Below are 18,064 nucleotides of genomic sequence, written 5' to 3'. Positions count from 1 at the left end.
ATGCCTCCGGGCGGTTCAGAGTCTCCGCTGATCCGGGCTACCTAGACCCAAGGGCGACAATCAAGTACCTCCTCGCGATAGAGAGAGCAAACCGAGAGCGGAATCGCTTTTGTGTCGTGGGCTATAAATTCCCCAGCGGCAACGAACTGGCCTGGGTGGTCTGGGAAGAAGAACGGCTGATGATGCTCTGGGACCCCAGCCTCTACGCCGACACCCGCTTGAAAGCCCTGACGATGGCCCGCCGAAATCTCAAACTCGGCCGCGACACCGTTGCCACCGAGAACGACATCAACGGCAGCACGTATATCGTCACGGTGGACTGGTGGATCTCCATCGCCGACGACTGTCGCAAGCATGGCGAGCAGTACGAAATCGAGCCGTTCCGGATTGCCCCGTCGAAAACCAGCGATCCACGCTGATTCGCGGGCATCGTTACAATGTCGCCTTTATCCCGCGAATCTCGCGAGTCCTCCGACAATCGGTCCGAATTGCCATGAAAGCTGCCCTTACCCTGAAGTTCAAGTGCAAGAAGTGCACCAAACCCGTCACGTTGTATCTGCAGAAGACGTCGGCCTGCTCGCACATCCTGCCGTACCAGGGTTTCTGCAAGTGCGGCGAGATGATGCGCCATGCCACCGGGGACAAGGACGCCGTCGAGTCGTTCGTGAACTCGGTGGATAACAGCTGGATGCACCACCACCATCATCACCACTAAATAGGAAGGGTCTGTGAGCGAAGGCTGCCGCCCCGGCGTGAAGGATCCGATGCGCTTCCTGGGTGGTTATCCGCCCGGGGTGCTCGACCAGGTGCGCGCGTTGATCGCGGCGGGCGGGCTGGGGGATCACCTTGCGCGGCGCTATCCGGCGCCGCACACGGTCCAGACGGATCGCGCGCTGTACGACTACACGTCGGACATCAAGCAGGAATACCTGCGCAGCGCGCCGCCGCTGCACAAGGTGGGCTACGACGCGCGCCTCGACACCGCGCAGCACGCGCTCGGCCTGCACACCGCCATCTCGCGCGTGCAGGGCGGCAAGCTCAAGGCCAAGAAGGAAATCCGCGTGGCGTCGCTGTTCAAGGAGGCGCCAGCGGACTTTCTCCGCATGATCGTCGTCCACGAACTGGCCCACCTGAAAGAGAGCGACCACAACAAGGCGTTCTATCGTCTCTGCGAGCACATGGAGCCACGCTATCACCAGCTCGAATTCGATACGCGCCTGTTCCTGGCCTGGCGCGAGCTGGAGAAGACCGGCAAGACGCCAGACTGAGGCACGCCCCGCCGGCCTCCACCGGCCCCCCCCAATTGCAACAGCCTAGTCGCAGGTGTAGCGGAAGTTATCGTTCAGCTTCAGCGGCAACACCAGCGTGCGCAGGTTCAGCGCCTGGGCCTTCGCGCAGAGCGTGGCGCGCCGCGTGGCGTCCTTCCATTTCGTCGCATATTCCACATTGAACACGGCCTTGCCCTGCGTGGTGAACGCCGCGTAGACCCCGCATTCGTTGTACTGAAAGCACTGCTCGTTGACCGCGAAATCGAAATCGCCAGCAAGCTGGGAGACCTGGTCGATATCGTTCTTGAGTCCGATGGCCAGCCCGCGCGCGTGGGCCTCGGTGGCCAGAAAGCGGTTGTAGTCGAGCTGCGTCGCGGCCGTCAGCGGCAGACCCGGGTTGTTGGTGTAGCCGTCGACGTTATCCGGGTCGATGCCATCGCACCCCTTCGACTTCGCCAGGTCCATCCGCGCCGTCATGATCCTGCGGACGTTGGCGGAACGGGTGTCGAGCCAGCGCTCGCCGGCCCAGCCATCGAGCGGATTGCCCTGGTCAGCGGCCGTGAATTGAGAATAATCTGAACGCCAGTTCTCGCTGCTACCGGCGGAGAAGTAGCAGACCACGCGCTTGCCTTGGGACTTCAGCGTGTCGATGGTGGACTGCGGGGTGTCGAACAGGTCGAAATCGAACACGACGGCGTTGTACGACGTGTTGAGCCTGCCCTGGAGCTGGAGTTGCCACGTGTCCGTGACGGCTGGCATCCAGCGCGTGGTGGGGAGTACGCTGGCGGTGGACTTGCTCGTCGTGGCGGCAACCTCCGAGACGCGGACGACCGAACCGCCGTCGTCATCCCCCCCGCCGCCGCAGGCGGCAAGCGTTGCGACGGCCACCGCCGCGGCAAGGCGCGCCAGGCGCGCGAGGCCGCCCATGCTCTGATTGTTTTGCATCATTGACCCTTCCTGTTGTTATCCCAAATGTATGCGACACATTATGCGTGCAAGCATAGGCGATCAGGCAAGGGGGTCGGCTTCGGCGGCACGGCGCTTGACGCGCGGCCGTTTTGGGGCGCTGGCGGCGCGGCGGGCTGTTGGCTCGGCCGGAGTCACAGCACCGGGGTTCATCTGTTCCAGCCACGCCAGACCATCGACATAGGACAGGAAACGCTGGAAATAGCCCGGCGACACGTCCCGCATCAGCGCAAGTGCGCCATGTACAAGATGATTCGTATTGAGCGGCCCGGCGTTCGCCGGCACGCTGTCCAGTGCCTCGCGCAACTGGCGGTCCGCGCTGACGCGCGCCCAGCTGTCGCGGAAATAGTCGATCAGGGCCGGCGCCGGCTCGGGACCGCGTTGCGCACCAGCGACAGGTGGCAGCGCACTGGCCGAGGAGCGCGCCGCGATGTATGCCACAAGCCCGCCGAGCGGGCTGGCATCTGGCTTGGCTGGCCGGTCGGCGCGCGGGGCAGCGTGCGTGAGCGCGTCGCCATACGCGGCCACGAGGTGTGCCAGCCGCGCATCGAGCAGTTCGCGCGCTTCGCCATGCTGGTTCGACGAGCGCCGCGCCAGCGCTTCCAGCAGCCGAAAGCGCACCGGGTCGATCCGGTCGGCGCCGCTCTCGCGCCAGGCGGCGAGACGAGCGCGCGGGTCCTGGCGCGGGTCCAAATCAGCCATGAGACTTTGCCGCCCCCGTGGACACTCTCGGAATCGGCGCGATCTCCACGCGGCGGTTCCTGGCGCGGCTCGCGGCGTCGGCATTCGGCACCACCGGCTGCTCGGCGCCAAACGCGGCCGAGAACACCATCGCGGCGGGAATGCCCGCCTCGATCAGCCCACGCGTCACGGTCAGTGCGCGCTGGGCAGACAACTCCCAATTGTCGGCAAAGCGGCGATTGCTGTCGCGCACCTGGGTGTCATCGGTATAGCCGCTCACCATCAGGATCTCGTCACGCGCATGCAGGTAGGCCCCCAGCGGCGCGGCAAGGCCCTTCAGCAACTCGCGCCCTTCTGGCTGCAACTGGTCCGAATTCACCGCGAACAGCACGTTCCCGCTAATGCCGATGCGCCCGTTCACGAGCGTCACGCGGCCCGCCGAAAGCGGCCCGGCGAGCGCCTTCTCGAGCGTCTCGCGCCGCTGCATCTCCTCCTGCCGCTGCTTGACCTCGGCTTCGAGCCGGGCCGACAGCTCCATCTGGAAGCCGATCACCCCAAGCAGGATCAGCACGAAGCCGCCCAGCAGCACGGACATCAGGTCGCCAAAGACGGCCCAGACCGGCGCGGTTGACTCCACGCCGGCGTCGAGGTCCTCGCTCATGCGGCCTCCGCGCCCGGTCCGTTGGCCGCGCCCGGTGCTGCCAGCCGTTGCAGGTCTTCGAGAATCTGCTTCTGCGAGAGCATGCTGAGATCGACAACCTCCCGCGCCTGCGCCACGTAGTAGGCGAGCTGCTCGTCGCTGCGCGCCATCGACTTGTCGAGCGCAGCCTCGATGCGTTGCAGGTGCGCGACCAGTTGCCCGTTGGCATCGCTGAACACCTGCACGGCGGCGCCAAACGACTCGCCAAGGCTGGCGGTCTCGACAGCGCTGCACGACACCTGCGCGGCAATCGTCGCCATGCGTTCGGTTTCGGACTCGACCGACTCGGCGAACCGGGCGCCAACGCGCTCGAGCAACTCGGCCGTGGTCGTCACGAGCCCGTCAACCGCAACGCGCTGGTCGGTGGAGGCATGGTTCACGGCATCAAGCAGGGTTTCGAGCGATGCCAGCAGGCGGCCGCGTTCGGCGAGCATTGCGTTGTCGCGTACGAGTCCTTCGGACAGCTTCTCCCGCAACTCCTCGATGATGGCGGCCGCCGCCTTGGGGGCCGCTGTCGTCGCCTCGACGAGGCGAGACACTTCCGCAATCGTCTCACTGGCCTGCGCCTGCGTCTGTGTGGCAATCGCGGCGGCCATGGCGCCGAGCGCATCCGTCCACGCGGTCAGACGCTGTTCGTCGCGGGCCTGCAACTGGACCTGAAGATCGGCGTGCGACTGGGTTACCGCCGCCGCCAGCGAAGTCGATTGCGCGGCGAAACTAGACGAAGTTCGAGCCAGTGCTTGCTGATTTTCGCGGACCAGGGCTTCACCGAAAGTATCGAGCGATTGGCGCAGGTCGCGGGTCAGGGTTTCACTTGCGTGCCGATGTTCGCCCAACGCCTGTTGCCAGATATCGGCGACATTGGCGGTGGTTGTCGCAAATTCTGTCGAAATGCCCTCGAGTTGTTGCCGCACCGCCCCGGAGACGGTGTCCCGCAAGGCCGACATCTCATGCGCGAGACCGGCCATCGTCTCCCTGACGGCGGGCTCGACCACCGCGCTGACCACGCGCGCGCTATCGGCTATGCTGGTTTTCAAGCTTTCTTCGACAGAAGATGCCAGCCGCGTGTATGACGCCTCGGTCGAACCGTGAAACGCCTCCTGGCTCGTGGCAAGGCGCTCGGCCAGGGTCCGGCTCTGGCGCTCCATCGTGGCCATCATGTCTTGCAGACGGTCGACCAGCGTCGGCATGACCTCGGCCTGACGTTGCACAAGCCGGAACATTTCATCGCGCTGATGGCTGCGCGAGAACGGGCGCAGCGTGGTGGCGATCCGGGTGTCGAGCTGCCGCACCGCTTCAATGCGCTCGCGCCGGCACAGCGCGGCGATCAGGCCGAGCATCGCCGACGTGGCAACGCCCGCCACCGAGGTGCCGAACGCGAAACCCAGCCCCTTCACCGGCGCCGCCAGCGAGGCGCGCATGGCTTGCAAGTCCGTCGCGCCTTCCAGGGCCATGCCAGTGCCGCGCAGCGTGGCCACCATGCCGAGGAAGGTGCCGAACATGCCGAGCAGGACTAGCAATCCGACGAGATATGGCGTCAGCGTCGGTGCGGGCAGCGTCACGCGCTCGCCCTCGACGCGCAGCCGGACGGCATCGCGCAGACCGGCGGGGAGCGTGTCCAGCCAGTGGCCGAGACTTGCCGGGCTCTCGGACAATTTCGACACCGCATGCGCCAGCGAGGCCGTCGCCTGTCGATAGCGCTGAAGTTCGAACGCGCCGGTCACGTAGAAGGCACCGATCACGAGCGTTACGCCAAGGGCGAGCGCGTTCGCGCCCGCGTAGCCGGCACCGATCCAGCAAACGACGGCGAGACCCGCCATGAAGGCGACGATATGAGGAAGAATTCTGTTCATGTCTATGCGGTTAGCCAGCGCGCAGGGCGGCGAGCAGCCCTTCGACCGGTTCAAAACGGATGTCCAGTTCGGCCAGCAGAACGGCCTGCATGTCCTTGCGGAACTGCGCGAGCCAGGCGCCGGGCGCATGCCCGGAGGCCTGGCGCAGGTGCTCGAAATGGGTTTCCAACAGCCCCGGCACGCTCGACAGCAGGCTCTGCTCGCGTGCGCCTACCACGCGCTCCATGACCGTATCGACCATCGCCAGCTTCGCCATCACGGGCTGGCGGGCGGTCAGTGCTTTGCGCAGCCGAGCTCGCAAAATGCCGATGTCCGTCGCCATGGTTTGTTGCGTAGTCAGATATCTGTGACGATAGACCGCGAAATCGACCGTCGCGTCAGGCGACTCCGCCGGCACGGCTGGCCGCCCCGGCCCACGGCGCCGCGCGCCGGATGCACCGTCATCGACAATCGCATTGGCCAGCGCGGCGCGCACGCGCACGGCATCGCGCGCCTCGGTATTCCCCGGGCGCGGCGGCAGCGACGATCCCGGCGCCGGATGGCTGGTGAGCGCGGCGGACAGGGCGATGGCGTCCGTCCACCCGAGCCATTGGCTTAGCTGGTGGGAGAGGGAACTGGCAGGTTCCGCGGCATCGACGTGGATCAGGCGAGACAGGAGCCGAACGAGCGTCGGGCCGCTATGGGCAGTGCGCCGTGGCAGATGGGACATACCGCCGGTTTCCGATCGAAAAACCAAGCAGTTTACAACGGACAAGGGGTTACAGCGCTTGCTGTAACCCCTTGTTTTATCTGGTGCCGGCTGCAGGACTCGAACCCGCCACCTGATGATTACAAATCAACTGCTCTACCTGATGAGCTAAGCCGGCATTTTGATGCAGACCGCGATTCTACTGCATGCGATCCACTTTGACGATGGCTACTTCACCACCTTCAGCGACGGCTTCTTGCCGCCGATTCGCGGCACCGGGGGCGGGGTCGGATCGTCGTCCGTGCCGCCCTCTTCGGCCGTGACCGGCGTGTCCGCATCCACCGGCGCCAGCTTTGGCGGGGGATTGTTTTCGCGCTCGGTGGCGGCCTGCGTCTCGGGGATGCTGCGCTCCACCGGGAACGCCATGCCCTGGCCATTTTCGCGCGCGTAGATCGCCAGCACGTTTTCCACGGGCACGTCGATCTTGCGGGACACACCGCCAAAGCGTGCGCTGAAGCCGATCCACTCGTTACCCATGTCCAGCCCGCTTGTCGCGTCGAAACTCACGTTCAGCACGATCTCGTTGTTCTTCACGAATTCGCGCGGCACGTTCGTATTCCCGTCGACAAACACGGCGACATACGGCGTAAAACCGTTGTCTGTACACCACTCGTAAATGGCGCGGATCAGGTAGGGCTTGGTGGATGTTTCAGACATTACGCTTCCGGTGGCGTCGATACCGTCTTAACGACGCATGACCTTTTCAGACGGGGTCAGCGCCTCGATGTACGCCGGGCGGCTGAAGATCCGCTCCGCATACTTGAGCAGCGGCGCGGCGTTCTTCGACAGTTCGATACCATAGTGATCCAGGCGCCACAGCAGCGGCGCGATGGCGACGTCGAGCATCGAAAACTCTTCACCGAGCATGTACTTGTTCTTCACGAAGATCGGTGCGAGCTGCGTCAGGCGGTCGCGAATCGCGGCGCGGGCGCGCTCGTGATTCTTCTCGGCAGCCTTGCCCTTCTCGTTCTCGAGCACGTACACGTGGGTGAACAGTTCCTTTTCGAAATTGAACAGGAACAGGCGGGCGCGTGCACGCTGCACCGGGTCGGCCGGCATCAGCTGCGGGTGCGGGAAGCGCTCGTCGATATATTCGTTGATGATGTTCGATTCGTACAGGATCAGGTCACGTTCGACGAGGATCGGCACCTGGCCGTACGGGTTCATCACCGAAATATCTTCCGGCTTATTGAACAGGTCAACGTCGCGGATTTCGAAATCCATGCCCTTTTCGAACAGGACAAGGCGGCAACGTTGGGAAAACGGGCAAGTCGTACCCGAATACAACACCATCATGGTTGAATTCCTTGGGTGTAAAGTCGCCGGATGCAGTGCATGACGGCGAACTTGGCAGCGCTAGATCGGACAGGGCAAACATTCTGTCAGAACGCCCCATCGAAAAGCAAATAAGTTACAAATAGCGAAAGCGACGCCCAAGCCACCTGCACTGCCGATCCGCAACGGAAAAGGGCCGGCGCGGTGCTGCAACAGTGCAACTTCCGCGCCGACCCTGCCGGCCACTGCAGACGGCTGTTACAACTTACTTCACGTCCTTCCAGAATGCCGCGTTCAGGCGCCAGGCGAAGACCGTGAACACGCCGAGGAACAGCAGCACCCATACGCCCAGGCGCTTGCGGTGGCTCTGCGCCGGTTCGGCCATCCAGTTCAGGTAGTTCACGATGTCGGCTGCGGCCTGGTCATATTCCTGCGTGCTCAGCTTGCCCGGGGTGACCTGCTCGAAGCCGGTGAACTTGTGCACTTTCTGGCCGTGTTCTTCCACTTCGGCGAACTTGGCCGTGCGCTGGCCCTGCAGTTCCCACAGCACGTGCGGCATGCCGACAGCCGGGAAGACGAGGTTGTTCCAGCCCGTGGCGCGCGTGTCGTCACGGTAGAAGGTACGCAGGTAGGTGTAGAGCCAGTCGTTGCCGCGGGCGCGGGCGATGACCGACAGGTCCGGCGGCATGGCGCCGAAGAACGTCTTGGCGTCCTTCGGCGGCATCGCGATCGTCATCGTCTCGCCCACCTTCTCGGCCGTGAAGAGCAGGTTCTGACGGATCTGGTCGTCCGTCAGTGCCAGGTCCTTGAGCCGGTTGTAGCGCATCATCGACGCACCGTGGCAGTTCAGGCAGTAGTTGACGAACAGCTTGGCACCGCGCTGCAGCGACGATACGTCGCTGGTGTCGAGCGGCGCCGGCTCCAGGGGGTAGCCCCCCTCGGAAGCCATCGCGGGCATGGCCGCGAAGCACGCGCCGACCAGTGCGAAGATCGAAAGCAACTTTTTCATCTTGTGTCCTTGTCCTCTTTTGGGGGTCGCGCGGCGCTTAGTGCGGATGGAACGTGACACGCTCCGGCACCGGCTTGAACTCGCCGGCACGGCTCCACAGCGGCATGGTCAGGAAGAAGGCGAAGTACAGCAGCGTACCGAGCTGCGACACCTTCTCACCCACCGGCGACGGCGGTTGTACACCCAGGTAGCCGAGGACCAGGAACACCACCACGAAGACCATCAGAATGGTCTTATGGAAGGCGGGACGATAGCGGATGGACTTGACCGGCGAGCAGTCGAGCCAGGGCATGAAGAACAGCACGACCACCGAGCCACCCATCACCAGCACGCCCCAGAACTTGGCGTCGATGAAGTAGAAGCCCGCCGCCAGGATCACGAGGATCGCCACCGAGCCGATCTTCACGCGCACATCCTTGCTGCGCAGGACCACCATGCCCAGCACCACCGCAAAGAACAGCCACAGCACCGGCAGGAAGTTCGACGTCGTGGCGCGCAGCATCGAATAGAACGGGGTGAAGTACCAGACCGGCGCGATGTGCGGCGGCGTCTTCAGCGGATCGGCCGGGAAGAAGTTGTTGGCTTCGAGGAAATAGCCGCCCACTTCCGGAAAGAAGAAGATCACCGCCGAGAAGAAGAACAGGAAGCCGCCCACGCCCAGCAGGTCATGCACCGAGTAGTAGGGGTGGAACGGGATGCCATCCAGCGGGATGCCGTTCTCGTCCTTCTTGGCCTTGATCTCCACGCCGTCCGGGTTGTTGGAGCCCACTTCGTGCAGCGCGATGATGTGCGCCACGACCAGGCCCAGCAGCACCAGCGGCACCGCAATCACGTGGAACGAGAAGAAGCGGTTCAGCGTGGCATCGCTCACCACATAGTCGCCGCGGATGAACAGCGACAGGTCCTGGCCGATCACCGGGATCGCCGAGAAGAGGTTCACGATCACCTGCGCACCCCAGTACGACATCTGGCCCCATGGCAGCAGGTAGCCCATGAACGCCTCGGCCATCAGGCACAGGAAGATCAGGCAGCCGAAGATCCAGACCAGTTCACGCGGCTTGCGGTACGAACCGTACAGCAGCCCGCGGAACATGTGCAGGTAGACCACGACGAAGAACGCCGAGGCGCCGGTGGAGTGCATGTAGCGCACCAGCCAGCCCCACGGTACCTCGCGCATGATGTATTCCACGCTGGCGAACGCCACTGGAATGCCGGCTGCGTTGAGCGTGCCGTCCGGCTTGTAGTTCATCACCAGGAAGATGCCGGTGACGATCTGGATCACGAGGACCAGCAGCGCCAGCGAGCCGAAGAAATACCAGAAGTTGAAGTTCTTCGGCGCGTAGTACTTGGAGAGATGATCTTCCCAGAGCTGGGTGGCGGGGAAACGGGCGTCGATCCAGCCCAGCAGCCCGGTGGTCTTGACTTCTTTTTCGGCCGCCATGATCAGGCTTCTCCTTTCTCGTCCTTGCCGATCACGATCTTGGTGTCGGACAGGAACTGGTACGGGGGGACGTCAAGGTTCTGCGGGGCCGGCTTGTTCTTGAACACGCGGCCCGCCAGGTCGAACGTCGAGCCGTGGCAGGGGCAGAGGAAACCGGGGTCGGCGCCGAGCTGGGGGTTGGCGCCGGACGCGAACGGACCGGACGGCGAGCAGCCAAGGTGGGAACAGATGCCGACGACGACCAGCAGGTCCTTGTGTTCGGCACGGGAGCGGGTCTCGTTTTTGGCGTAGTCCGGCGTCTCCATCGTGAATGGCACAGCGGACTTCGGATCAGCCACCTCGCTATCGGTTTTCTGGAGCGAGGCCAGCATTTCAGGGGTGCGACGAAGAATCCAGACCGGCTTGCCACGCCATTCCACGGTCATCATCTCGCCGGGCTTGAGGCCACCGACATCGGCCTCGACAGGTGCCCCGGCGGCTTTGGCCTTCTCCGACGGTGCAAAGGTACTGACAAAGGGCACTGCTACAGCTACGCCTCCTACGCCGCCCGCGACAGATGTCGCGATCAACCAATTGCGGCGACCTTTGTCCACGTTCTTCACGTTTTGCTGGTCACTCATTCCAAACCCCAGGGGATGTCATCAATTAGATCTTGCGTCAACCAAAAATTATACCTGAGGCACATCCCGCGACGATAGGCGAACTACCGATAGCCGACTGGTCGATAATCGGTCATGGCAGCGCGAATCCCGCGCGCGGGCTTGCGCTCAGGGGTGCGATGATGCAGTCTTTGTCAAACGCAAACGTTAATCTGAAACAACAAAGCGGAGAATAACCAATGAGCATGATCAGCGAATTCCGTACTTTTGCGATGCGCGGCAACGTGATTGATCTTGCCGTCGGCGTGATCATCGGCGCAGCTTTCGGCAAGATCGTGGATTCCGTCGTCAATGACCTGATCATGCCAGTGATCGGCCGCATCATCGGCAAACTGGACTTCTCGAACATGTTCGTCATGCTTGCGGACCCGCCTCCCGGCGTGCCGCATACGCTCGATGCGCTGAAGAAAGCCGGCGTGCCGGTCTTCGCGTACGGCAACTTCCTCACCATCGTGGTGAACTTCGTCATCCTCGCGTTCATCATCTTCATGATGGTCCGCGCCTTCAACCGGATGGCCGCGAAGCACGAGGAGCCGGCCGCGCCGGCGGCCACGCCCGAAGATATCGTGCTGCTGCGCGAGATCCGCGACAGCCTGAAGACGCCGCGCGCCTGACCGCGCGCCGCGCCCCGGAGCCCAGAGCCCGGCTCAGACCGGGTTCGGAATATCGATGAAAGTATGGCGCAGCCCGAAACGCTGCGCCAGGTGCTCCCCCACCGCGCGGATGCCGTAGCGCTCCGTGGCGTGATGGCCAGCGGCCAGGTAGGCCACGCCGCTCTCACGCGCGAGGTGCGTGGTCTGCTCCGAGACCTCCCCACTCAGGTACACATCGACGCCAGCCGCCACGGCGGCGTCGAAATAGCCTTGCGCGCCGCCCGTGCACCAGCCCACCTTGCGAATCATCTGATCGGGGTCGCCAATCGCCAGCGGCTCGCGCTGGAGCACCGCACCGACATGCGCGGCCAGCGCGTGCAGGGGCATCGGCTGCGGCAGCGTACCGGTCCAGCCCAGTTGATCATCGCTGAAACGGCCGTTCGGCATGAAGCCAAGCTGCAGGCCGAGCTGCGCGTTATTTCCCAGTTCGGGATGGTTATCCAGCGGCAAGTGGAAAGCCATCAGGTTGACGTCGGCGCCAAGCAGCCGTTTCAGGCGCGCATGTTTCTGGCCGATGACCCGGGCGTCCTCGTTTTTCCAGAAATAGCCGTGATGGACCAGGATGGCATCGGCGCCGGCCTCGATCGCCGCGTCGACGAGGGCCAGGCTGGCCGTCACGCCGGTCACCACGTGGGTGATCTCCGATCTACCTTGCACTTGGAGGCCGTTCGGGCAATAGTCCTTGAAACGAGAAACTTCCAGTAGATCGTTCAAGTACAATTCAAGCTCTTTTGTTTTCATTTTCTGCTCAAAACTCCAATATGTTGCGCCGATTCTGGCTTTTTTTCGCCCAGGCTGTCACCGTGGTGCTGGCCGTGTGGTTCGTCGTGGCCACGCTGAAACCCGAGTGGCTGCAGCGCGGGCGGGTGGCCGTGCAATCGGGCTCACCGATTGTGGCACTGAAGGAAGTGGTGCCGAGTGTGACGGGTTCCGCGGCCGAGGGCTCTTATAGTGACGCCGCGCGCCAGGCCATGCCTGCGGTGGTGAATATCTTCACGAGCAAGAACGGCTCGCGGCGGTCGCCCAATCCGCAAACCGAGGATCCCTGGTTCCGGTTCTTCTTTGGCGACCGGCTGCCGGAGCGCCAGGAACCGGTGTCCAGCCTGGGCTCGGGCGTGATCGTCAGCGCCGAGGGTTATATTCTAACCAACCACCACGTGGTGGACGGGGCCGACGAGATCGAGATCGCCCTGACCGATGGCCGCAAGGCCAACGCCAAGGTCGTAGGCTCCGATCCGGAAACCGACCTGGCCGTACTCAAGGTCACGCTCAATGACTTGCCGGCGATCACGCTGGGCCGGATCGAGAACGTGAAGGTCGGCGACGTGGTGCTGGCCATCGGCAACCCGTTCGGGGTTGGCCAGACCGTGACGATGGGTATCGTCTCGGCGCTGGGCCGCAGCCACCTGGGCATCAACACCTTCGAGAACTTCATCCAGACCGATGCGGCGATCAACCCCGGCAACTCGGGCGGTGCGCTGGTTGACGCACAGGGCAACCTGCTCGGGATCAACACGGCGATCTACTCGCGCTCGGGCGGCTCGCTGGGGATTGGCTTCGCGATTCCCGTCTCTACCGCCAAGCAGGTAATGGAATCGATCATTTCGTCCGGCACGGTCACTCGCGGCTGGATTGGTGTGGAGCCGCAGGACCTGACGCCCGAGATAGCCGAGTCGTTTGGGCTCAATGCCAAGGACGGCGCACTGATCGCGGCAGTGGTCCAGGGCGGACCGGCGGACAAGGCCGGGGTGAAGCCGGGTGATGTGCTGGTATCGGTGGATAACCAGGTGATCTCCGATACCACCGCGCTGCTCAATGCTATTGCGCAGCTCAAGCCGGGCGCCGACGTCAAAATGAAGGTGATTCGGCGCGGCAAACCTGCTGACGTCACGGTGACCATCGGCAAGCGCCCTCCCCCGCCACGGCGCGCGATGCCGCTGGATGAGGAAGAGTAGGACTGGCCGGAAGGCTGATGGAATGCTGAAGGAACGCTGAAGCACCTGGTAGCCCTGGATGCAAAAACCCCCGCCGGGTAGCTGGCGGGGGTTTTTTGTTGGAGCGAGGAGCGAGGATCCTGAGCTGAGGGCAGCGCCGGCTGAGCGCTGCAAGCCACGGGCAGGCTGTGCAACCCGCGCCGCGAGTCCTAAGGTAGGGGGGGGCCTTACAGGCTTTGCCGATCAAGCCAGGGCACCTGGTGCGCCATCAGCCAGCCCCCATCCCACGTCACAAAACAAAACGCCGGCATCCTTTCGGATGCCGGCGTTCTGATCAAGCCGAATCTGATGCGGGCTTACACCCGCGTCAAATTAGAACTTGTGACGCACACCAACCACAGCGCCGAACTGGTTGGCCGAGCCGTTGGTCGCGCCGAAGCCCGAACCAGCAGCGCCCGTGCCCGACAGGCCCAGGGTCGAACCATCCTTGTTCAGGGCGTAGGCCACGTTCAGGTAAGCGTCAGTGCGCTTCGAGAAAGCGTAGTCAGCCGAAGCCACGAAGCTCCACGGATCCGAACCGGTGTTGTTGAAGTCCTGGTAGTACGCAGCACCCGTCAGCGACAGAGCCGGGGTCAGCTGGTAACCCATGCCCAGCCAGTACAGGTTCGAACGGTCAGCAGCAACCGTGCCGTCAGCCAGCGTGCCGCCCGGCAGACGTGCGCCGTCTTGAGCCTTCGCCCAACGGTAGCCAGCGAACACCTTGGCCGGGCCGAAGGCGTACGTACCAGCAGCCGAAGCGCGGCGGATCTTGGCGTCGCCCGGCAGAGCAGCGATACCCGGATTCGTCTCGTCATAGATCACGCCCAGGGAGAACGGACCTGCTGCGTAGATCAGGCTGGCCGAGTACGAACGACCCAGCTTGTAGTTGCCCGGCACTTCACCAGCCGTGCCTTGGTAGGCCGTAGCCGACGTAGCGGTAGCACCGGTATTGGTGCCTTGGCTATACAGCAGGCTACCGGTCAGGCCACCGAACTTGCCGATGTACTTGATCGAGTTGTCAGCACGCGACTGGAACTCGGTACCTTGCGAGGTGATCGAGTAGTTCGAAGCGATGGCCATCGGATCGAAGGCCAGGCCGAAGTCATAGAACGGCGTCTGGTGACGGCCCAGGGTCAGCGTGCCGTAGTTGCTTTGCACACCAACGAAAGCCTGACGACCGAACAGACGGTTGCCTTGACCCGACGTGCCGGTGTCAACGCTGAAACCGCTTTCCAGGACGAAGACGCCCTTCAGGCCGCCGCCCAGATCTTCCACGCCACGCAGGCCCCAACGGCTGCCGGACATGTTGCCCGAGTTCAGGCGCACAACGTCGTGGCTACCGGACACGTTCGGCTGGTGGTTCTGGTATTCAATACCAGCGTCAACCACACCGTACAGGGTCACGCTCGACTGGGCATACGCACCGCCGGCGGCCATGGCGGCAACGGCAGCTGCAAACAGTTTCATCTTCATATCGACACTTTCCTTGTCAACTGATTGGGAAATCTTGGTTGCCCAAGTGCTTGGGCGACGCATTAACCTTCACGTCTGCGTCGTATTATGTGACACCCCCCCTGCCCGCCAGAAGACTTTTTCGCCGTAAACACGGTTTACCAACGTGGTTTGTTGTCATCAAGCAACAACAAACGCAGCATTTTTCCCCAAATTGGTGCAAAACCGCCCATTCGGACGTGGCAGAAACATCTCCGTTACAAGTAACGGGGAACTCAGTCGGCGGGATTTTCGCCCGGAGCGGGCGTTCCAAGCGGCTGCTTGGTCACAAATCGGGCGAGCAACAGGCCCAGTTCGTAGAGCGCGATCAGCGGCACCGCGAGCAGCAACTGCGACATCACATCGGGCGGCGTCACCACGGCGGCGACGATGAAGGCCCCGACGATCACATACGGGCGGATCTGCTTCAGTTTCTCGAGCTCCACCACGCCAAATCGCACCAGGACGATGACCACCACCGGCACCTCGAAGGTAATCCCGAACGCCAGGAACGTCGTCATGGCGAAACTCAGGTATTTATCGATGTCCGTGGACATATCCGCGCCCAATGGCGCGTTGTAATGCGCCATGAAATGGAACACGGTGGGAAACACGAGGAAATAGGCGAATGCCACGCCACACAGGAACAGCAGGTAACTGCTGCTCACCAGCGGCATGATCAGCTTCTTCTCATGCTGGTACAGGCCCGGCGCCACGAACTGCCAAACCTGGTAGAGCACCCACGGGAGCGCGATCAGGAACGCCACCAGCATTGTCACCTTCATCGGCACGAAGAACGAGCCGGTGACATCCGTCACGATCATCCTGCCGCCCTTGGGCAGCGATTCCATCAGCGGCGCGGAGAACAGGTTGAAAATCTGCGGCGCCCAGTAGATCAGGCTGAGGAAGACGATGATGACCCCCGCCACCGCCTTGACCAGCCGCTCGCGCAGCTCGATCAGGTGGGAGATGAAGGTTTCCTGCTGGGATTCGTCGTTGGGGTCTTGGGAGGGGGAGTCGCTCATGGCGTAGCCGCTTCAGCCGCGCTGGCTGGCATCGTAGTTATCGTGGCGGCCGCCGCCAGCCTGCACGGCAGCGGGACGGCGCAGCACGGCATGGTTACTCGAAGAACGAGCGGGAACGTCCGGTGGGCGGGCGGTGCCGCTTCACACGTGCGGCACCAGACTGCACCCACACGCGCGTACCCTGCTGACGCTTGAACCAGATCGGCCGCGCGCCCTGCTTGACGCGCCAGCTCTTGCGTCCGTTGTGCGACTTGTGCGCGGCGTCCCAGCTTGGCACGTAGCCGCCACCCACGCCGGGGCTGCCGGCGTCGGAAGCCGCCGTGTCGGTGCCGCCCAGGGCCTCATTGAGCGCCTGGGTCTGCTCGTTCACTTCCTTGTGGATCGTGCGCTCGACGTCGCGCGCGGCGTCCTCGAACTCCGTGCGCATCTTGCGCAGTTCGTCCAGTTCCACCTCGCGGCTGACTTCCGCCTTCACATCATTGATATAGCGCTGCGCGCGCCCGACGAGCGCGCCCACGGTGCGTGCCACCTTGGGCAGCCGTTCGGGACCGATCACGATGAGCGCCACGGCGCCAATCAGTGCCAGCTTGGAAATGCCGAGATCGATCATGCGGACATGGAGCCAGGGACACGAGGGGGGCGGACCGCATCGAACGCGGCCGCCATGAGGAATTCAGGCAATTCGGCTTACTGCTGGCGCGACTTGTCCTTGGCTTCCACGTCGATCGTGGTGGTATCGCGCAGTTCCTTGGCCGGGGCGCCCGGCTCCTCGGCCGCGTTGCCATTGCCGTCCTTCATGCCATCCTTGAAGCCCTTGACCGCGCCACCCAGGTCGGTGCCGATGTTGCGCAGCTTCTTGGTGCCGAACACGAGCATGACGATGACCAGCACGATCAGCCAGTGCCAAATGCTAAACGAACCCATTTCTTGCTCCTGATGAAGCCGCGGGCGATGGAGATTGGCCGCCCGGCCCCGTAGTTCCGTCCCTCAAAGGCCGCGTCGGGCGACGGTTGCCGACGCAGCACATGGCCGGGACGCGAGTCCCGGTCCGCTGATACCCTGGCTGCCCCGATTGCTCAGGGCGCCGGTGCCTTCCACTGTTCGCGCGGGCCGCCGAGCACGTGGACATGGAGGTGGTACACCTCCTGCCCGCCGTCCGGGCCGGTGTTGATCACCGTCCGGAAGCCGTTATCGCAGCCAGCCTGGCGCGCCAATTCAGGCACCTTGAGCATTATTCTAGCAAGCACATCCCCCTCGCCGGGTCCGCAATCCGCCAGCGAATCGACGTGAGTCTTCGGAATCAGCAGGAAGTGTACCGGCGCCTTGGGATGGATGTCGTGAAATGCCAGCAGTTCGTCGTCCTCGAACAGCTTGTTCGACGGGATCTGGCCGGCCACGATCTTGCAGAAAATGCAATTGTCCTGAGATTTCATGACGTTTTTGTTGCGGGATGTCGGATCGTCGCGTTCTCAGAACTGCTGGTCCGGGTACATGGGCTTGCGGTCGTTCAGGTACAGCCAACCCTTGACGATACGATACAGCATCCAAAGTGACAACACGCACCACATCACCCATGCCACCGGCGCCAGCAGGATGGTGAAGAACAGGACCCAGCTCAGCGCGAACCAGAGCACCGACCACCAGAACGTGCGGATCTGCCAGGCGAAATGCGAGGCATACAGCGTGCCGCGCGTGTCGTCGCGCTTCACATAGTTCACCACGATCGCGATCAGCGCCGTGATGCCGCCCGTCAGCCAGAAAATGGCGTAGAGCGCATACAGGATATGCGTGAGCTTGCGCAAGCCGCTCAACCTGTCGTCTTCAGCCGTGGTAGTGACTTGCGTGGTGGTGTCAGTCGACATCGTACCCTCCAGCGTCCGTTGCGTGCATGGCGCGCGGCGCGGGACGATTCCCGCGCCCACATGCGCATTATGCTACGCCTTGCGGCTCGCCTTCTCGGCCAGGCCGGAAAGTCCCTCGCGCCGCGCCAGTTCGCCGACCACGTCGGCCGGACTCAGCCCGAAGCGCGCCAGCAGCACCATGGTGTGGAACCACAGATCGGCCACCTCGTAGACCACCTTGCCGGTGGCCTCGGCGCTCAGGCCAGCGGCGCGGGCGTCCTTGGCGGCCATCACGGTCTCGGTGGCTTCCTCGCCAATCTTCTTCAGGATGGCGTCGTCGCCCTTGTGGAACAGCCTGGCCACGTAGGACTTGTCCGGATCGCCGCCGTTCTCGGGCTTGCGGGACTCGAGCGTAGCGGCCACGCGCGCCAGCACATCGGCCAGGTCCGCCGGGACGGCGGGGTTCGGGGTATCGCTCATG

Annotated in this window: 23 protein-coding genes and 1 tRNA gene; 5 read left to right on the top strand and 19 right to left on the bottom strand. The window is 63.4% G+C overall.

Annotation, left to right across the window (positions count from 1 at the left end):
* Positions 1–116: 116 nt before the first annotated feature.
* The 3 genes from SB751_RS23845 (at position 117) to SB751_RS23835 (ending at position 1,268) form a co-directional block, all read left to right on the top strand.
* Positions 117–419, top strand: coding sequence for a hypothetical protein (locus SB751_RS23845; RefSeq protein ID WP_244844571.1), 303 nt, complete (start codon positions 117–119; stop codon positions 417–419).
* A 74-nt stretch (positions 420–493) separates the two neighbouring features.
* Positions 494–715 (top strand): hypothetical protein, encoded by a 222-nt coding sequence (locus SB751_RS23840; RefSeq protein ID WP_092299156.1) that lies wholly within the window; start codon positions 494–496, stop codon positions 713–715.
* Positions 716–764: 49 nt separating this feature from the next.
* The gene (locus SB751_RS23835; RefSeq protein WP_211942914.1) at positions 765–1,268 is read left to right on the top strand and encodes a M48 family metallopeptidase; all 504 of its coding nucleotides are present in this window, start codon (positions 765–767) and stop codon (positions 1,266–1,268) included.
* 45 nt (positions 1,269–1,313) lie between these two features.
* Here the strand turns inward: SB751_RS23835 and SB751_RS23830 are convergent, their stop codons facing one another.
* The 11 genes from SB751_RS23830 to petA all read right to left on the bottom strand — a co-directional run bounded on the left by SB751_RS23830 (position 1,314) and on the right by petA (position 10,561).
* Entirely contained in the window at positions 1,314–2,216 is a 903-nt protein-coding gene (locus SB751_RS23830; RefSeq protein ID WP_211942896.1) for an endo alpha-1,4 polygalactosaminidase, read from the bottom strand.
* Positions 2,217–2,276: 60 nt separating this feature from the next.
* Entirely contained in the window at positions 2,277–2,936 is a 660-nt protein-coding gene (locus SB751_RS23825) for a DUF2894 domain-containing protein (RefSeq protein ID WP_144200446.1), read from the bottom strand.
* The gene (locus SB751_RS23820; protein WP_144200444.1) at positions 2,929–3,576 is read right to left on the bottom strand and encodes an OmpA family protein; all 648 of its coding nucleotides are present in this window, start codon (positions 3,574–3,576) and stop codon (positions 2,929–2,931) included. Before SB751_RS23820 ends, SB751_RS23825 begins: the two co-directional genes overlap by 8 nt.
* Positions 3,573–5,468, bottom strand: a complete 1,896-nt coding sequence (locus SB751_RS23815) for a DUF802 domain-containing protein (protein ID WP_410748632.1) — start codon at positions 5,466–5,468, stop codon at positions 3,573–3,575. The genes SB751_RS23820 and SB751_RS23815 overlap by 4 nt, the downstream gene beginning before the upstream one ends.
* A gap of 10 nt (positions 5,469–5,478) precedes the next feature.
* A complete protein-coding gene (locus tag SB751_RS23810; RefSeq protein ID WP_144200440.1) occupies positions 5,479–6,177 on the bottom strand; it encodes a DUF3348 domain-containing protein in 699 nt (232 codons plus the stop codon).
* Positions 6,178–6,258: 81 nt separating this feature from the next.
* Positions 6,259–6,334 (bottom strand) — tRNA-Thr (locus tag SB751_RS23805).
* A 50-nt stretch (positions 6,335–6,384) separates the two neighbouring features.
* Positions 6,385–6,873 (bottom strand): ClpXP protease specificity-enhancing factor, encoded by a 489-nt coding sequence (locus SB751_RS23800; RefSeq protein WP_144200438.1) that lies wholly within the window; start codon positions 6,871–6,873, stop codon positions 6,385–6,387.
* A gap of 27 nt (positions 6,874–6,900) precedes the next feature.
* The gene (locus tag SB751_RS23795) at positions 6,901–7,512 is read right to left on the bottom strand and encodes a glutathione S-transferase N-terminal domain-containing protein (protein WP_008643086.1); all 612 of its coding nucleotides are present in this window, start codon (positions 7,510–7,512) and stop codon (positions 6,901–6,903) included.
* 244 nt (positions 7,513–7,756) lie between these two features.
* Positions 7,757–8,500, bottom strand: a complete 744-nt coding sequence (locus tag SB751_RS23790; RefSeq protein ID WP_144200436.1) for a cytochrome c1 — start codon at positions 8,498–8,500, stop codon at positions 7,757–7,759.
* A gap of 37 nt (positions 8,501–8,537) precedes the next feature.
* Positions 8,538–9,941, bottom strand: coding sequence for a cytochrome b (locus tag SB751_RS23785; RefSeq protein WP_144200434.1), 1,404 nt, complete (start codon positions 9,939–9,941; stop codon positions 8,538–8,540).
* 2 nt (positions 9,942–9,943) lie between these two features.
* Positions 9,944–10,561, bottom strand: a complete 618-nt coding sequence (gene petA, locus SB751_RS23780) for a ubiquinol-cytochrome c reductase iron-sulfur subunit (RefSeq protein WP_144200432.1) — start codon at positions 10,559–10,561, stop codon at positions 9,944–9,946.
* Positions 10,562–10,779: 218 nt separating this feature from the next.
* On the opposite strand from petA, the gene mscL reads away from it, so the two are divergent.
* Entirely contained in the window at positions 10,780–11,214 is a 435-nt protein-coding gene (mscL, locus tag SB751_RS23775) for a large conductance mechanosensitive channel protein MscL (RefSeq protein WP_144200430.1), read from the top strand.
* Between the two features lie 33 nt (positions 11,215–11,247).
* On the opposite strand, the gene SB751_RS23770 is transcribed toward mscL, so the two are convergent.
* Positions 11,248–11,994: a Nif3-like dinuclear metal center hexameric protein gene (locus SB751_RS23770; RefSeq protein WP_144200428.1), complete on the bottom strand. Its 747-nt coding sequence runs from the start codon at positions 11,992–11,994 to the stop codon at positions 11,248–11,250.
* Positions 11,995–12,014: 20 nt separating this feature from the next.
* Here SB751_RS23770 and SB751_RS23765 point away from each other — a divergent pair, with 20 nt between their 5' ends.
* Positions 12,015–13,208, top strand: a complete 1,194-nt coding sequence (locus tag SB751_RS23765) for a Do family serine endopeptidase (protein WP_144200426.1) — start codon at positions 12,015–12,017, stop codon at positions 13,206–13,208.
* Between the two features lie 351 nt (positions 13,209–13,559).
* Here SB751_RS23765 and SB751_RS23760 read toward each other — a convergent pair whose 3' ends face one another.
* The 7 genes from SB751_RS23760 to SB751_RS23730 all read right to left on the bottom strand — a co-directional run bounded on the left by SB751_RS23760 (position 13,560) and on the right by SB751_RS23730 (position 18,063).
* Entirely contained in the window at positions 13,560–14,699 is a 1,140-nt protein-coding gene (locus tag SB751_RS23760; protein WP_244844573.1) for a porin, read from the bottom strand.
* Between the two features lie 254 nt (positions 14,700–14,953).
* A complete protein-coding gene (tatC, locus tag SB751_RS23755; protein ID WP_144200422.1) occupies positions 14,954–15,742 on the bottom strand; it encodes a twin-arginine translocase subunit TatC in 789 nt (262 codons plus the stop codon).
* A 94-nt stretch (positions 15,743–15,836) separates the two neighbouring features.
* Positions 15,837–16,352 (bottom strand): Sec-independent protein translocase protein TatB, encoded by a 516-nt coding sequence (gene tatB / locus SB751_RS23750; RefSeq protein ID WP_144200420.1) that lies wholly within the window; start codon positions 16,350–16,352, stop codon positions 15,837–15,839.
* Positions 16,353–16,429: 77 nt separating this feature from the next.
* Positions 16,430–16,666, bottom strand: coding sequence for a Sec-independent protein translocase subunit TatA (gene tatA / locus SB751_RS23745; RefSeq protein ID WP_092299262.1), 237 nt, complete (start codon positions 16,664–16,666; stop codon positions 16,430–16,432).
* Positions 16,667–16,818: 152 nt separating this feature from the next.
* Entirely contained in the window at positions 16,819–17,175 is a 357-nt protein-coding gene (locus tag SB751_RS23740; RefSeq protein WP_144200418.1) for a histidine triad nucleotide-binding protein, read from the bottom strand.
* A 36-nt stretch (positions 17,176–17,211) separates the two neighbouring features.
* Positions 17,212–17,604 (bottom strand): DUF4870 family protein, encoded by a 393-nt coding sequence (locus tag SB751_RS23735; protein ID WP_144200416.1) that lies wholly within the window; start codon positions 17,602–17,604, stop codon positions 17,212–17,214.
* A 72-nt stretch (positions 17,605–17,676) separates the two neighbouring features.
* Complete coding sequence (locus SB751_RS23730; protein WP_144200414.1) at positions 17,677–18,063, bottom strand: phosphoribosyl-ATP diphosphatase; 387 nt, start codon at positions 18,061–18,063, stop codon at positions 17,677–17,679.
* Position 18,064 lies beyond the last annotated feature (1 nt).

Source organism: Cupriavidus sp. SIMBA_020, from assembly GCF_046535395.1.
Lineage (GTDB): Bacteria > Pseudomonadota > Gammaproteobacteria > Burkholderiales > Burkholderiaceae > Cupriavidus > Cupriavidus campinensis.
This window is presented reverse-complemented; position numbering and strand designations above follow the sequence as displayed.

Coding starts and splice junctions, on each gene's coding strand:
- SB751_RS23840 (WP_092299156.1), top strand. CDS start 494: ATGAAAGCTGCCCTTACCCTGAAGTTCAAGTGCAAGAAGTGCACCAAA.
- SB751_RS23835 (WP_211942914.1), top strand. CDS start 765: ATGCGCTTCCTGGGTGGTTATCCGCCCGGGGTGCTCGACCAGGTGCGC.
- SB751_RS23830 (WP_211942896.1), bottom strand. CDS start 2,216: ATGATGCAAAACAATCAGAGCATGGGCGGCCTCGCGCGCCTGGCGCGC.
- SB751_RS23825 (WP_144200446.1), bottom strand. CDS start 2,936: ATGGCTGATTTGGACCCGCGCCAGGACCCGCGCGCTCGTCTCGCCGCC.
- SB751_RS23820 (WP_144200444.1), bottom strand. CDS start 3,576: ATGAGCGAGGACCTCGACGCCGGCGTGGAGTCAACCGCGCCGGTCTGG.
- SB751_RS23815 (WP_410748632.1), bottom strand. CDS start 5,468: ATGAACAGAATTCTTCCTCATATCGTCGCCTTCATGGCGGGTCTCGCC.
- SB751_RS23810 (WP_144200440.1), bottom strand. CDS start 6,177: ATGTCCCATCTGCCACGGCGCACTGCCCATAGCGGCCCGACGCTCGTT.
- SB751_RS23800 (WP_144200438.1), bottom strand. CDS start 6,873: ATGTCTGAAACATCCACCAAGCCCTACCTGATCCGCGCCATTTACGAG.
- SB751_RS23795 (WP_008643086.1), bottom strand. CDS start 7,512: ATGATGGTGTTGTATTCGGGTACGACTTGCCCGTTTTCCCAACGTTGC.
- SB751_RS23790 (WP_144200436.1), bottom strand. CDS start 8,500: ATGAAAAAGTTGCTTTCGATCTTCGCACTGGTCGGCGCGTGCTTCGCG.
- SB751_RS23785 (WP_144200434.1), bottom strand. CDS start 9,941: ATGGCGGCCGAAAAAGAAGTCAAGACCACCGGGCTGCTGGGCTGGATC.
- petA (WP_144200432.1), bottom strand. CDS start 10,561: ATGAGTGACCAGCAAAACGTGAAGAACGTGGACAAAGGTCGCCGCAAT.
- mscL (WP_144200430.1), top strand. CDS start 10,780: ATGAGCATGATCAGCGAATTCCGTACTTTTGCGATGCGCGGCAACGTG.
- SB751_RS23770 (WP_144200428.1), bottom strand. CDS start 11,994: ATGAAAACAAAAGAGCTTGAATTGTACTTGAACGATCTACTGGAAGTT.
- SB751_RS23765 (WP_144200426.1), top strand. CDS start 12,015: ATGTTGCGCCGATTCTGGCTTTTTTTCGCCCAGGCTGTCACCGTGGTG.
- SB751_RS23760 (WP_244844573.1), bottom strand. CDS start 14,699: ATGAAGATGAAACTGTTTGCAGCTGCCGTTGCCGCCATGGCCGCCGGC.
- tatC (WP_144200422.1), bottom strand. CDS start 15,742: ATGAGCGACTCCCCCTCCCAAGACCCCAACGACGAATCCCAGCAGGAA.
- tatB (WP_144200420.1), bottom strand. CDS start 16,352: ATGATCGATCTCGGCATTTCCAAGCTGGCACTGATTGGCGCCGTGGCG.
- tatA (WP_092299262.1), bottom strand. CDS start 16,666: ATGGGTTCGTTTAGCATTTGGCACTGGCTGATCGTGCTGGTCATCGTC.
- SB751_RS23740 (WP_144200418.1), bottom strand. CDS start 17,175: ATGAAATCTCAGGACAATTGCATTTTCTGCAAGATCGTGGCCGGCCAG.
- SB751_RS23735 (WP_144200416.1), bottom strand. CDS start 17,604: ATGTCGACTGACACCACCACGCAAGTCACTACCACGGCTGAAGACGAC.
- SB751_RS23730 (WP_144200414.1), bottom strand. CDS start 18,063: ATGAGCGATACCCCGAACCCCGCCGTCCCGGCGGACCTGGCCGATGTG.